The sequence below is a fragment of the Pseudomonas fluorescens genome, from assembly GCF_000967965.1.
Lineage (GTDB): Bacteria > Pseudomonadota > Gammaproteobacteria > Pseudomonadales > Pseudomonadaceae > Aquipseudomonas > Aquipseudomonas grandcourensis.
Map to the genome: position 1 here is coordinate 127,150 of NZ_LACC01000002.1, position 15,024 is coordinate 142,173.

General features: G+C 60.6%; 8 protein-coding genes. 3 read left to right on the plus strand and 5 right to left on the minus strand.

Going from position 1 to position 15,024, the window contains the following annotated elements; translation table 11 throughout:
* Positions 1-66 precede the first annotated feature (66 nt).
* From glgB to VC35_RS00620, 3 genes are read right to left on the minus strand one after another with little or no spacing between them, the layout of a single operon-like run.
* On the minus strand, positions 67-2,298 hold the full coding sequence (gene glgB / locus VC35_RS00610) for a 1,4-alpha-glucan branching protein GlgB (RefSeq protein ID WP_046037121.1): 2,232 nt from the start codon (positions 2,296-2,298) through the stop codon (positions 67-69).
* A 2-nt stretch (positions 2,299-2,300) separates the two neighbouring features.
* Positions 2,301-5,642, minus strand: coding sequence for a maltose alpha-D-glucosyltransferase (treS, locus tag VC35_RS00615; protein WP_046037122.1), 3,342 nt, complete (start codon positions 5,640-5,642; stop codon positions 2,301-2,303).
* Between the two features lie 56 nt (positions 5,643-5,698).
* Positions 5,699-7,696: an alpha-1,4-glucan--maltose-1-phosphate maltosyltransferase gene (locus tag VC35_RS00620; protein ID WP_046037124.1), complete on the minus strand. Its 1,998-nt coding sequence runs from the start codon at positions 7,694-7,696 to the stop codon at positions 5,699-5,701.
* A gap of 547 nt (positions 7,697-8,243) precedes the next feature.
* Between VC35_RS00620 and VC35_RS29395 the strand changes: the two genes are divergently transcribed.
* From VC35_RS29395 to mapR, 3 genes are all read left to right on the plus strand, one after another.
* The gene (locus VC35_RS29395; protein ID WP_185754722.1) at positions 8,244-8,480 is read left to right on the plus strand and encodes a hypothetical protein; all 237 of its coding nucleotides are present in this window, start codon (positions 8,244-8,246) and stop codon (positions 8,478-8,480) included.
* Between the two features lie 258 nt (positions 8,481-8,738).
* On the plus strand, positions 8,739-10,151 hold the full coding sequence (gene ccoG / locus VC35_RS00625) for a cytochrome c oxidase accessory protein CcoG (RefSeq protein ID WP_046037126.1): 1,413 nt from the start codon (positions 8,739-8,741) through the stop codon (positions 10,149-10,151).
* Positions 10,152-10,229: 78 nt separating this feature from the next.
* Complete coding sequence (mapR, locus tag VC35_RS00630; RefSeq protein ID WP_046037127.1) at positions 10,230-11,639, plus strand: GntR family transcriptional regulator MpaR; 1,410 nt, start codon at positions 10,230-10,232, stop codon at positions 11,637-11,639.
* A 152-nt stretch (positions 11,640-11,791) separates the two neighbouring features.
* On the opposite strand, the gene VC35_RS00635 is transcribed toward mapR, so the two are convergent.
* Both VC35_RS00635 and VC35_RS00640 read right to left on the minus strand, forming a co-directional pair.
* Complete coding sequence (locus VC35_RS00635) at positions 11,792-12,538, minus strand: SDR family oxidoreductase (RefSeq protein ID WP_046037129.1); 747 nt, start codon at positions 12,536-12,538, stop codon at positions 11,792-11,794.
* An 85-nt stretch (positions 12,539-12,623) separates the two neighbouring features.
* Positions 12,624-14,741, minus strand: coding sequence for a putative bifunctional diguanylate cyclase/phosphodiesterase (locus tag VC35_RS00640; RefSeq protein ID WP_046037130.1), 2,118 nt, complete (start codon positions 14,739-14,741; stop codon positions 12,624-12,626).
* Between the last annotated feature and the right edge of the window lie 283 nt (positions 14,742-15,024).

Here is a 15,024-nt window from a genome sequence, read left to right on the forward strand (position 1 = left end):
TCGCTCCCACATCCATTCAGTGTGGGAGCGAGCCTGCTCGCGAAAGGCAGCACCGCCGACTTCGGATCAGCCTTGCGGCCTTAACATCAACACCGCCAACGGCGGCAGATTCAGCACCAGCGACAACGCCTGGCCATGGCTCGGCGTCTCCTCGGCAACCGCCCCGCCACTGTTGCCGTAGTTGGAACCGGCATAGATGGACGAGTCGCTGTTGAGCACCTCGTTCCACTGCCCGGCAAACGGCACCCCGACGCGATAAGCTTCCCGTGGCACTGGCGTAAAGTTGGCCACCACCAGCACCGGCTCGCCGTCCTTGCTCCAGCGCAACCACGCATAAACGCTATTGATCGCGTCATCGCCGATCAGCCATTGGAAACCCTGGGGCACATCGTCCTGCTCATGCAGCGCTGGCTCTTCGCGGTACAAGCGGTTGAGGTCGGTCACCAGTTTCTGCACGCCCTTGTGCTCGGGGTATTGCAACAGATACCAGTCCAGTTGCTGGTCATGGTTCCACTCGCGCCACTGGCCGAACTCGCAGCCCATGAACAACAGCTTCTTGCCCGGATGCGCCCACATGAAACTCAGGTAGGCCCGCAGGTTGGCGAATTTCTGCCAGCGGTCACCGGGCATCTTGTCGATCAGCGAGTGTTTGCCGTGTACCACTTCATCGTGGGAGATCGGCAGGATGAAGCGCTCGGACCACGCATACACCAGGCCGAAGCTCAGCTCGTTGTGGTGATGGGCGCGGTACACCGGGTCCTGCTGGATGTAATGCAGCGAATCGTGCATCCAGCCCATGTTCCATTTGTAGGCAAAGCCCAGGCCGCCCTGTTGCGTGCCCTGGCTGACGCCCGGCCATGCGGTGGATTCTTCGGCGATCACCAAGGCACCGGGTGCTTCGAGGGCGACCACGTCATTGAGGTGGCGCAGGAAGTCGATGGCTTCCAGATTCTCCCGCCCGCCATGGCGGTTCGGCACCCACTCGCCGGCCTTGCGCGAGTAGTCGCGGTACAGCATCGAGGCCACCGCATCGACCCGCAGGCCATCGACATGGAAATGCTTGAGCCAGTGCAGCGCCGACGCCAGCATGTAGCCGTGCACTTCGGTGCGCCCCAGGTTGTAGATCAGCGTGTCCCAGTCCTGATGGAAACCTTCCTGGGGGTTGCCGTACTCGTACAGCGCCGTGCCGTCGAACTGGGCCAGGCCGTGGGTATCGGTGGGGAAATGCGCCGGCACCCAATCGAGAATCACCCCGAGTTCGGCCTGGTGGCAGGCGTTGATGAACGCGGCGAACTGGTCCGGCGTGCCATAGCGCGCACTCGGCGCGAATTGCGACAGCAACTGATAGCCCCACGAACCGCCGAACGGATGCTCCATGATCGGCATCAGTTCGATGTGGGTGAAGCCCAGGTCTTTGACATAGGGAATCAGCCGCTCGGTCAATTCGGGCCAGGTGTACTGGCGGGCCACTTCACCCAAGTCGTCCAGCTCGCATTGCCACGAGCCGGCGTGCAATTCGTAGATCGACAACGGCGCCGTCACCCGATGGCGGTCACCCCGGGACATCATCCAGTCCTGGTCCTGCCAGTCGATGTTCAAGGGTGAGGCGACTTTCGAGGCGGTGTCCGGTGGCAGGCTGGTAGCCAGCGCCACGGGATCGGCCTTCAACGGCAGGATGCCGTGGGCGCCGAGAATCTCGTATTTGTAGGTGTCCCCGGCTTGCAGGCCCGGGATGAACAATTCCCAGACTCCGGTGGGATGACGCAGGCGCATCGGATGCCGGCGCCCGTCCCAGACGTTGAAATCACCGACCACCGACACTCGCCGGGCATTCGGTGCCCACACCGCGAAACGCACGCCGTCGACGCCGTCCACGGTTTTCAGTTGCGCCCCCAGGCACCCGCTGAGGTCGCGGTGATTGCCTTCGGCAAACAGGTACAAATCCATTTCGCCCAACAACGGGCCGAAGCTGTAAGGGTCTTCTGCGGTTTGCTCACCGCCGGCCCAACGGGTGCGTAGCAGGTACGCTTGTGCACGCTGGAAATGGCCGACGAACAAACCCGGGGTCTCCGTGGCTTCAAGATGACCCAGCTCTTCGCCGGAGTCCCTGGCCAGTACCTGCACACTCAGGGCGCCCGGCAGATACGCGCGAATGAATTGCCCGCCGGCACCATCAGCGTGGGGACCGAGAATGGCGAAAGGATCAATATGCTCGGCGCGCACCAATGCATCGATATCCCGCGCCCTGGGCAGCAGCGCTTCTTTGTGATGACCCTGTTCCTTGTTCGAGACACTCATGACTACTCTCCACCAAGATCGGAAAAGGGTTTAAGCCCACTCAATAATCCATATAAACCGTGCAACGGCACGGGCAACCAGGTGGGGCGATTTTCCGCCTCATAGGCCACTTCATACGCCGCCTTCTCCAGACCGAACAACGCCAGCGCGGCATCCTCGCCTTCGGGATCTTGCCATGCATGGGCAAGACTAGCTGCCGCCAGCCGATAAGCGTCGACAAATGCTTGCCGCGCCTCGCTCAAGTAGCGATCGGTGACCCGCAAGCGCGCGGCATCGGCCGTCGCTGTGTTGTCGACGCTTTGCACATTGATCGCCATCGCCGCCGCGTAATCGAAAGAGCGCAGCACGCCGCTCACATCCTTATAGGGGCTGTGTTTGCCCCGTCGTTCATGCAATGGCCGGGCCGGTTCGCCTTCGAAGTCGATCAGGTAGGCATCGCCCTTGATCACCAGCACCTGCCCCAGATGCAGGTCGCCGTGCACACGAATGCGCAAACCGCCCGCAGTCTTTTTGCCCAACGCTTGTACATGGCCGAGGATGGCTTTCCTGTTGTCCAGTAAACGGCCGACCAGGGTCTGGTCCGCCGGGTTCAGTTGATTCTTATGCTGCTTGAGCAAGTTCAGCGCGTGCTCGATTTGCGCCGCGACATCCCTGGCCGAGGCCAGCGCCTCTTTCTGCGTGGTGACCTGGGGCAAGAAGTCCGGGTTGGCACTCGGCGCCGCCAGCACCCGGTGCATTTCCCCCAGGCGCTGACCGAGCATAGCGGCGAAATCTTTCAGTTCGCCTAGCGCGTTGTAATGTTGTTCTTGCTCGGACACGGCGTCGGCCAGCTCATCGCGAAGCGCCCGTTCGAGGTTGTTCTGGGTCCATTCCCAAGCATCGCCCTGATTGCTCAGATAGCCTTGGGCGATCATCAGCAAATTGTCTTCACCCGCCCCGTCCCGGCGCACCACGGCCCCCAGCAATGGCGAAATATTGCTGAACCCGGCTGCGGTCAGGTACGCACTCATTTCCAGCTCAGGGTGCACACCGCAGGCGACCTTGCGGATCAGCTTCAGCACCAGGCTGTTGCCGATCACCACCGAGCTGTTGGACTGCTCGGCGGACAGGTAACGTACCGTCGACTCGGCATTGAGGCCGAGTTTTTCCAGCTCCGCGGTGGACTCGAAGCGAATGTCGCCGTCGCTGGAGGCTAATACGGTACCGGCCTGAATGCCCTGCAATACGGCATGCACAAAGGTGTCCAGGCTGAAGGCATCGGTGATCAGGCCGACCTGGCGTCCGCGCCGTACCCGCGACAATGCCAATTGCTGCGGCAACGGAGTACCGACCTGATCCTCCGAGATAAAGCCGAACGGCAACTGATAGCGGCTGCTCTGGCCAGCGCTGGTGACATTGATCTCGCTGAACAACACCGGGTGTTGCGGATCGCCGAACCGCACGCCATAGACCAGATCGACCTGTTCAATGGCGGCGTCCTTGCCGGCGAACCAGCGGCGGTTCTGCAGCCAGTTGGGCAGGATGCTTTGCTCCAGCGTGGTGCGTGACGGCGCTTCAAGCAGTTCTTCCATGCGTTTTTTCAGCACCAGCGTGGTGAAGTCCGGCAGACTCTGTGCGGGCTCCACGTGCCAGCTCGGCATCTGGTTTTCCGCGGCGAGGCCGAACCAGTAGAAGCCGAAAGGCGCCAGCGTCAGGAGGAAATTCAGCTGGCCGATGGGCGGGAACGCGTTACCCCCGAGCATTTCCACCGGCACCATGCCGACGTAGGACGACAGGTCCAGCTCGGCGGCCTGGGCACTGCGCGACACGTTGGCCACGCACAGAATGACTTCGTGCTTGCCGTCCACCCCGGTGAATTCGCGGGTGTAGGCCAGAATCCGCCGATTGCTCGGCGACAGCATCTTCAACGTACCGCGCCCGAAGGCCTTGGATTGCTTGCGCACGGCGAGCAGGCGCCGGGTCCAGTTGAGCAGCGAATGCGGGTCGCCGGCCTGGGTTTCGACGTTGACCGACAGGTAGCCATATTGCGGGTCCATGATCGGCGGCAGCACCAGGCTCGCCGGGTCGGCGCGGGAGAAACCGCCGTTGCGGTCGATGGACCATTGCATCGGCGTACGCACACCGTCGCGGTCGCCGAGGTAGATGTTGTCGCCCATGCCGATCTCATCGCCGTAGTACAGGGTTGGCGTGCCGGGCATGGACAGCAGCAGGCTGTTGAGCAGCTCGACCCGGCGGCGGTCGCGCTCCATCAGCGGCGCCAGACGTCGACGAATCCCCAGGTTGATCCGCGCGCGGCGGTCGGCGGCGTAGTAATTCCATAGGTAGTCGCGTTCCTTATCGGTGACCATCTCCAGGGTCAGCTCATCGTGGTTGCGCAGGAAGATTGCCCATTGGCAGTTGGCGGGTATATCCGGGGTTTGGCGCAGAATGTCGGTAATCGGGAAGCGATCTTCCTGGGCCAGCGCCATGTACATGCGCGGCATCAACGGGAAGTGAAAGGCCATGTGGCATTCGTCGCCGTTCAGGCCTTTCTTGTCGGTGTCGCCGAAGTACAACTGGGTGTCTTCCGGCCACTGATTGGCCTCGGCCAGCAGCATGCGGTCGGGGTAGTTGGCGTCGATTTCGGCGCGTATCTTTTTCAGGACGTCGTGGGTTTCCGGCAGGTTCTCGTTGTTGGTGCCGTCGCGCTCGATCAGGTAGGGAATAGCGTCCAGGCGCAAGCCGTCGATGCCCATGTCGAGCCAGTAACGCATCACCGACAGCACCGCTTTCATGACCTGCGGGTTATCGAAGTTCAGGTCCGGCTGGTGGGAGTAGAAACGGTGCCAGAAGTATTGGCCGGCGACCGGGTCCCAGGTCCAGTTGGACTTCTCTGTATCGAGGAAAATGATGCGGGTGCCGTCGTATTTCTGATCGTCATCGGACCACACGTAGAAGTCCCGTGCCGCCGATCCGGGTTTGGCCTTGCGCGCCCGCTGGAACCACGGGTGCTGGTCGGAGGTGTGGTTGATGACCAGCTCGGTGATCACCCGCAGGCCGCGTTTGTGCGCCTCGGCAATGAAACGCCTGGCATCGGCCATGGTGCCGTAGTCACTGTGTACGCCGCGGTACTCGGCGATGTCATAACCGTCGTCACGCCGTGGCGAGGGATAGAACGGCAATAGCCAGATGGTGTTGACGCCCAGGTCGGCGATGTAGTCGAGCTTGGCGATGAGGCCGGGAAAGTCGCCAATCCCGTCGTTGTTGGAGTCGAAATACGATTTGACGTGAACTTGATAGATCACCGCGTCCTTGTACCAGAGCGGGTCCTTGATGAACGTGGCTGCCTTGGGTTTCTTCGCCATGTGAAACTCCTGGTGAATTCATCTTGGCCACAGGCTGAGAATCCCCTGCGGTGTTCTCAAGAGGCGGTAATTCTCCAAATCCCGAACGGCTGATACGCCGGGTCGATCCGCATGAATTGCTGCTTGCCATGCCAGGTCCAGCGATGGCCATTCATCAAGTCTTCGCCCAGGGTGCTGGCGTAGTCCGGCAAGCCCATTTCCCACAACGGCAACTCGAAGTTCGCCTCCTGCACGTTGTGCGGATCGAGACTGACCGCCACCAGAATGAAATTACCTCCATCGGCGCTGCGCTTGCCGAAGTACAGAATGTTGTCGTTCCAGGCGTTGTAGACCTTCAGGCCCAGATGCGTGTGCAACGCCGGGTTCTGCCGACGGATACGGTTGAGTTGGGCGATCTCGGCAATGATGTTGCCCGGCGCATTGAAGTCCCTGGAGCGGATTTCGTACTTCTCGGAATCGAGGTATTCCTCCTTGCCTGGCACTGGTGCTGACTCGCACAACTCGAAACCTGAGTACATGCCCCACAGGCCCGAGCCCATGGTCGCCAGCACGGCGCGGATGAGAAACCCGGGGCGCCCGGATTCGTGGAGGAACGCCGGGTTGATGTCCGGTGTATTGACGAAAAAATTCGGCCGGTAGCATTCGCGCCACGGCGACTCGTTGAGTTCAGTGAAGTAGGTCGCCAGCTCGGCCTTGGTGTTGCGCCAGGTGAAATAGGTATAGCTCTGGGAATAACCGACTTTGCCAAGGCGCGCCATCATGGCTGGGGTGGTAAAGGCTTCGGCGAGGAAGATCACCTCGGGGTACAACGCCCGTACATCGGCGATCAACCATTGCCAGAACGGCAACGGCTTGGTGTGCGGGTTATCGACGCGAAAGATCTTCACGCCCTCTTCTACCCAGCCGACCACGATGTCCCGCAGTTCCACCCACAGGCTCGGAATCGCCTCAGGGGTATAGAAGTCGACGTTGACGATGTCCTGGTATTTCTTCGGTGGGTTCTCCGCGTATTTGATCGTGCCGTCCGGCCGCCAGTTGAACCAGCCCGGGTGTTGCTTGAGCCATGGATGGTCCTGGGAGCACTGGATGGCAAAATCCAGAGCGATTTCCAGGCCATGGGCCGCGGCGGCCGCCACCAGTCGGCGGAAGTCTTCGCGGGTGCCCAATTGCGAGTGAATCGCCTCGTGCCCGCCCTCCTCGCTGCCAATCGCATAGGGGCTGCCCGGATCATCGGGGCCCGCCGTCAGTGAGTTGTTCGGGCCCTTGCGGTAGCTGCGCCCGATCGGGTGGATCGGCGGGAAATACAGCACGTCGAAGCCCATGTCATGGATCATCGCCAGCCGCGAATGCACGTCATTGAAGGTGCCGTGGCGGGCCGGACTGTCGGTGATCGAACGCGGGAACAATTCATACCAACTGGCGAACTGCGCCAGCTCGCGCTCCACATCCACCGGGTACTCCGGGCTCAGACTCAGGTAGGCACGATGATCGACTTGGGCCATGAGGTCGGCGCTACGCGGGTGCAAAAACAGTGCAATCTGCTCGGTTTCAAGCAACCCTGACAGTTCATGGTGCAAGGCTACCAGTTGCTCGCTGAGTTGCCCTTCGCTGCGTTCGGCGGCTTGTTGCACATGAATCCGCCCTTCCTGCAATTCCAGGCTGACGGGCACCGCCGCCGCATGCTTCTTTTCCAGCTCATGGCAAAAACTGGCGAACTGATCGATCCAGGCTTCGATACAGAACAGATAAGGGCCCTGGCTGTCGACACGGAACTGCCCTTGCCAACCGTTGTTGCCCAGGTCGTTCATGCCCGCGCTTTGCCAGACGTCCTGGTCTTCGGCCCGCCAGCGCACACGAACCGCCAGCTTGTCATGCCCGTCGGCGAAGACTTTGGCCGTCACCACCACGTCCTGTCCCACCACGGCCTTGACCGCGAACTGTCCGCCTTCAAGGGTCGGCATGATGTTTTCAATGACGATACGCGGCAGCAACAACGCCTGCGACAGCGGCATGTGCGGGTTGTAGCTCAACTCAGTCGGTTTTTCAGCCGTCATCGAGCCTCTCTCCTTACGCCCCATGGACGCGCTTGTGTCTGGTCGCCACCCCGCCGGGCGATCCGCCCCGGGATGCACTCACTTAGGTTCCGAGCGACAGCCGCCGGGAAAGTTTCATCGACAGTTACCGGAATCAAGTCCTACGCGCTGCGGTCAACCAACCAGTCCACCTACTTAAGCACGACTCACGCCATGTGCCACCGCAGGCTTGAACAATGAACAATCCATTCCCTGCACGACCCAGCCGCCAAGGGAAGAACCGCCAACGACAATGCCTCCGGTGATTGTGAATCCGCAATGAAGACAGTTGATCGTTCCCGCGTCGAAAGCAGGGACGATTATGAAAAATGAATGACTCTTCCCAAGAACGCGTAGTACCGATCCTAAAGCAGCAATCCTGCCCGTCCGACACTTTACGAAACTTACACCCTCCGCCTTATATAGCCATCACTCCGTCAGCCTTGAGCGTGGCCAGCCATGAAAACGATTTTTCCCAGCGTCAACGAATTCGCAGACCGAGCTGGCGCACAGCACCACGCGCTCTACCGTGAACGACCAATCGACGGCTGGCCTTCCTTTGAAAATATTCAACTACGAACTTCTTTGCTTCGAAGCCGAACGCAACCCCTCAAAACAATCAACCAGAAGCTCAATCATCAGGGATCTGGAGAATCATCTGCTGCACGGTGAAATTGACTACAGCCAGCACGAACTCTCGGAAACAAAGAGCAACGAGCCGGAATCAGGCTGTGAAACAACCTCCGCGGACAGGGTGAATACCTGACAGGCAGGCGCGGTGGATGGACGCCGGCATTTGAAAGCCACCGACAGTGGTTCGGTGATTTGACCGGGATTGATCCGCACTTGCCGCCGCTGTTTTGGAAAGGCCCATGGGCCCGGCAGCGGCGGCTGCTTCAAGTTGTCGCAGGCTGAGCAAACACAGCCATCTGATCCGCTTTTTAATGCAATACCTGAGTCTGTTATGCAAACAGATCGCCGCTCATAGTGCTCATGCCTGATGGAGGCTGATGAGCGAAAGACCATGAGCGAGAGAATCCCCGTCCGAACCGTAGAAACATTCGAGCCTTCGCGTCCAAAGATGAAGGTCAAAGCCAGCGACAACCAGATCCACACCCGCAGCTTCACCGGGCTGTTCCGCAACCTGCGCATCAGCGGCGCCGGTTTTCTGTTTGTGCTGTTTTTCGGCACCGTGTGGTTGAACTGGGGCGGCCGCCAGGCGGTGCTCTGGGACCTGTCCGAAAGCAAGTTCCATATCTTCGGCGCGACCTTCTGGCCGCAGGATTTCATCCTGCTCTCGGCGTTGTTGATCATTGCCGCGTTCGGTCTGTTTGCGATCACCGTGTTCGCGGGACGGGTCTGGTGCGGCTACACCTGCCCACAAAGTTCGTGGACCTGGATCTTCATGTGGTGCGAGAAGATCACCGAAGGCGAACGCAACCAGCGGATCAAGTTGCAAGCCGCGCCGTGGGGCCTGAACAAGCTGATGCGTCGCTCGGCCAAGCACACCTTATGGCTGGCCATCAGCCTGATGACCGGCCTGACGTTCGTCGGCTACTTCACGCCGATCCGGCCATTGGCCGAAGAGCTGCTGACCTTCCAGATGAGTGGCGTCAGCCTGTTCTGGGTGCTGTTTTTTACCGGTGCCACGTACATCAATGCCGGTTGGCTGCGTGAAGCGGTGTGCATGCACATGTGCCCCTACGCGCGGTTCCAGAGCGTGATGTTCGACAAGGACACCCTGACCATTTCCTACGACGTGGCCCGAGGCGAAAACCGTGGCCCGCGCAAACGCGAGGTCAAACCCGTCGAGGTCGGTTTGGGCGACTGCATCGATTGCCAACTGTGCGTACAGGTCTGCCCGACCGGCATCGACATTCGCGATGGCCTGCAGATGGAATGCATCGGTTGCGCCGCCTGCATCGACGCCTGCGATTCGATCATGGACAAAATGGGCTACGCCCCAGGATTGATCAGCTACACGTCCGAGCATCAGTTGCAGGGTGGCAAGACACACCTGTTGCGTCCGCGCCTTATCGGCTACACCGCCGTGCTGCTGGTAATGATCGCAGCCCTGGTGATGGCGCTGGTGGAACGGCCGATGGTGTCCCTCGACGTCAGCAAGGACCGGGGCCTGTTCCGCGAGAACAGCCAGGGGCAGATCGAAAACATCTACAGTCTGAAGGTGATCAACAAAACCCAGCAGCGTCAGGACTATCAATTGAGCCTGGTGGATGCCGATGATTTCCAGTTGCAGGGCAGGACCGAATTCAGCCTGGCGCCGGGCGAGATTGTCGATGTGCCGGTGTCGGTGGCGATGCTCACGGAGCGTCCAGCCAGCAGTTCGCAGAGCATCGGTTTCAAGGTGGCCGACAGCGATGAGCCCGGCGTCTACAGCGTAGCGAAGAGCCGGTTTGTTGCGCCGATGAATCGCTGAGCCTTTAAGATGCTGACCTTTGTGAGTTGTGGTCCCCCTCACCACAATTAATCGAACCGACTCCATTGCGGGACACCGATGAAACGCTACGAAAAATTCGCCGACGACATCGCAGAACTGATCCGCTCCGGCGTCCTGGGTCCCGGCCAGCGGGTGCCGTCGGTGCGCTATGCCAGCCAGACCTACGGCGTCAGCCCGTCCACGGTGTTCCAGGCCTACTACCTGCTGGAACGTCGTGGACTGATCCGCGCACGTCCGCGCTCTGGCTATTTCGTCAACGCCCATGCACCCCGACCGTTTTCCGAGCCGGTGATCAGCAATGAGGTCAACGAGTCCACGGAAGTCGACGTCAGCGAACTGGTGTTCTCGGTGCTCGACTCGATCAAGGATCCGAACACCGTGCCCTTCGGCTCGGCGTTCCCCAGCCCGATGCTGTTTCCCCTGCAACGCTTGTCCCGTTCCCTGGCCAGCGCCAGCCGCGAGATGGACCCTCGCATGGTGGTCACCGACATGTCGCCGGGTAACCCGCAACTGCGTCGGCAAATCGCCCTGCGTTACATGGTCGGCGGGCTGATGTTGCCCATGGAAGAGTTGCTGATCACCAACGGTGCCCTGGAGGCCCTCAACCTGTGTCTGCAGGCGGTGACGGAGCCTGGCGATCTGGTGGCCATCGAAGCCCCGGCGTTCTACGCCTGCCTGCAAGTGCTCGAACGCCTGAAACTCAAGGCCGTGGAAATTCCCGTGCACCCGCGAGACGGCATCGACCTCGGCGTGCTCGAACAAACCCTGGAGCGCCATCCGATCAAGGCCTGCTGGTGCATGACCAGTTTCCAGAATCCCATGGGCGCGACCCTGCCCGAGGCCAAGAAACAGCAGCTTGTGGAATTGTTGCGGCGCCATCAGGTGCCGCTAATCGAGGACGATGTCTACGCCGAACTCTATTACGGCCAACAAGCACCGAAACCGGCCAAGGCCTTTGATACCGAAGGCCTGGTGATGCACTGCGGCTCGTTCGCCAAGAGCCTGGCCCCCGGCTACCGCATCGGCTGGGTCGCCGCCGGGCGTTACGCACAGAAAATCGAACGGCTGAAACTCATGACTTCGCTGTGCGCCTCGATGCCGGCCCAGGCCGCCATCGCCGATTACCTGCAACACGGTGGTTACGACCGGCACCTGCGCAAGTTGCGTCACGCGCTGGAAGATCAGCAAAGCGCCATGCTCGCCGCCATCGCCCGGTATTTCCCGGCGCAAACGCGGGTCAGCCAACCGGCGGGCGGGTACTTTCTGTGGCTGGAATTACCGGAGCAGATGGATTCGTTGAAGTTGTTCCAGATGGCATTGGCGCAAGGCATCAGCATTGCACCGGGGCCGATCTTTTCACCGACCCAGCGCTTCAGAAATTGCATTCGGCTGAATTACGGCAGCCCGTGGACCGAGGATTCGGAGAAGGCGATGGAGACGTTGGGGCGGATTGTGCGGTCGTTCTGATGGTTGGATGTTGCCTGCACTATCGCCTTCGCGAGCAAGCCCGCTCCCACAAGGGTTTATTGGTGTACACAATATCTGTGAACACTGGAGATCCACTGTGGGAGCGAGCTTGCTCGCGATGAGGCCAGCGCAAACAACACCTGTCTCAGGAGTTAACGCCCACCACCAAGATCAACAAAAGTCCCGGTCGCATAAGAAGCCTTGTCCGACAGCAACCAGACAATCGCCTCCGCCACTTCATCCGGGCGCCCGCCCCGAGCCATCGGAATCGCCGATTCCAGCTTGCTGACCCGATCCGGATCGCCGCTCAAGGCATGGAAATCGGTATAGATGAAGCCGGGGCGCACGGCGTTGACGCGAATCCCCTCACCCGCCACTTCCTTGGACAGGCCGATGGTGAAGGTGTCCAGCGCACCCTTGGAGGCCGCGTAGTCGACGTACTCGTTGGGTGATCCCAAGCGCGAGGCGACCGATGATACGTTGACGATGCTGCCGCCCTGCCCGCCGTGCCTGGGCGACATGCGCAAGATCGCGTGCTTGGCACAGAGGATCGGCGCCAGGACGTTGGTTTTCATGATTTTGAGAATGCGGAACTCGGACATTTCATCGACCCGGGACTTCTGCCCGACGGTGCCGGCGTTGTTCACCAGTGCGGTGACCCGGCCCAGTTCACTGTCGACCCGATGGAACAGCGCGATGACTTCGTCTTCGATGCTGACATCGGCCCGTACCGCAATGGCTTGCGCTCCCAGGGCGCGGACTTGCTCCAGCACGGCGAGTGCAGACTGTTCGTCCGCCTGATAGTTGATGCAGATCCGATAGCCCTGCGCGGCGGCCAACAGAGCGGTGGCGGCACCAATGCCGCGGCTACCGCCGGTGATGACGATGACTTTGTCCATGCGAGCTTTCCCCCAATCAAAGCTTAAGCGGTCGGGGGCAAGAATAACCGCCATTGACGGTTTTTGCATGGCTTCACATCAGCTGTCATGTCATCGACATCTCGAACTCTGTACTGGCTTTCAACTGCTCGACCAATTGCTCCCCGCGATGGATTTCCACCATGAACCCTGCGGCGGGCAGAGGATGCCCCAGCAGGTAACCCTGCAACGAATCGCAGCCGAGTTGAGTCAGGAAGTCCTGCTGCACTCCCGTCTCCACACCTTCGGCGACAATGCGCAGCCCCAGCGCCTGGCCAAGGGCGACGATGGCCGAAACGATGGCCGCGTCGTCGCTGTCGTGCTCCAGGTCCCGGACAAAACCACGGTCGATCTTAAGCTCGTTGGCCGGCAGGCGCTTGAGGTACATCAAACTCGAATAGCCAGTGCCAAAATCGTCAATGGACAGGTCGACGCCCATTTCCGACAGTTCCTGCAGCACCGTCATGCTCGCGTCGGCATCGCTCATGGCGGTGGTTTCGGTGATTTCCAGGGTCAGGCTGTTGGCCGGAAGATGGTGCGTCGCCAGCGCCTTGGCAACGCTCTGGACCAGCCCGGCATGGCAAAACTGAATGGCCGACAGGTTCACCGCGATGCGCCACTCGGTGTAGCCCAGCACGTACCACTCGCGCATCTGGCGGCACGCTTCGTTGAGCACCCACTCGCCGATCGGAATGATCAGTCCGGTCTTTTCCGCCATTTCGATGAATTTATCCGGCAACAGCATCCCTTGCGTCGGGTGCTCCCAGCGCAACAAAGCCTCGGCGCCCACTGGCCGGCCATTGGCGGCGTCGAACTTGGGCTGGTAATGCAGGCTGAATTCCTGCTGTTCCACGGCATTGCGCAGGTCCTGCAGCAATTGCAGCTGTTTGCGGGCGTTGCTGTTCATCGAGGCATCGAAAAAGCTGTAGCCGTTTTTACCCGCGCCCTTGGCGTGATACATCGCCGCGTCGGCGTTCATCAGCAATTCGTGGGCGGACTGCCCGTTACCCGGGTAGAGCGCGATGCCGACACTGGCGGAAATGTGCAAATCATGTTCGGCAACCCGGAACGCGCGCGCGATCAACCCGACCTGACGGGCCGCGAGGTTCAAGGCGTCGTTCTGTTCGCTCAATTGCACCAGCAACACGAACTCATCGCCGCCGATCCGCGCCAGGGTGTCCTGGCTGCGCAATTCTTCGCGCAGGCGCACGGCCACTTCGCGCAACAGCAGATCACCCATGTGGTGGCCGAAGGCATCGTTGACCGGTTTGAAGCCGTCCAGGTCGATGAACATCAGGGCAAAGCACCCCCCCTGTTCCCGGACCCGCGACATGGCCTGATCGATTCGATCGGCGAGCAACGTCCGGTTCGGCAACCCGGTGAGGGTGTCGTGCAGGGCCAGTTGGGTCAGCTCACGGTTGGCCTCAGTCAGCGACCGGGCCAGGTTCGCGGTACGAGCCTCCAGGCGTGCATCGAGGATCGAGGTCAGCAAGGCGATGCTCAGCACCGCCAACGTGGTGATCAGCACCAGGTTGTCCAGGCCATTGCCGCTCAATCCATTGACCGCTGCGCCACAAAAACTGCCGTCGGCAAAGCGTGCGGCGGCCATCCCGGTGTAGTGCATACCGACGATAGCGATGCCCATGATCACCGCGGCACCGCCACGAATCAGACGGACATAAGGCGTGTGCCGGCGTAGATGGAAAGCGATCCACAATGCCGCGCCCGAAGCACCGACAGCGATCAGCAGCGAGGCGCCGAACAGAGTCGGGTCGTAGTCGATGCCCGGCTGCATGCGCATGGCGGCCATGCCGGTGTAGTGCATCGCGCTGATGCCGGCGCCCATGACCAACGCGCCAAAGGCCAGCTGCCAGGCCGGCAATTGCGGCTGGCTGACCAGCCACAGCGCAAAACCGCTGGAGAGCACGCCGATCAGCAGCGACAACAGGGTGATGGCGCCGTCGTACCCCAGGCCGATCGGCAACTTGAACGCGAGCATGCCGATAAAGTGCATCGACCAGATGCCGATGCCCATGGCAACGGCCCCGCCCGCGGTCCACAAATGCACGGCGCGGCCTTTGGCGGTGGCAATGCGTCCGGTAAGGTCGAGTGCGGTGTATGAGGCGAGAATCGCTACACAGAGCGAAATGATGACCAGAGTAGGGGAATAGCTGCCGATGAGCATGGAGACTTCTCGCGAACGCCCCCCTTATTGGTATTGATTCTCGCTGGGGGGCAAATGCGGCGATTGTACTGATTCCAAATGAGAACGCACTCACAAAATGAGCAAAGGGCCATCAGTCCGATGAAACGCTTGTTTTAAGGTTTTACATTAACTGGCCTCATGGCCTGAAAATGCCGAGCTAAAGCCTTTGTGGGAGTTGTTACACCGCCAATTGTGGCGAGGGGGCTTGCCCCCGCTCGAACGCGAAGCGGTCGCAAAAAAGGCGACCATGATCATTCTGCAG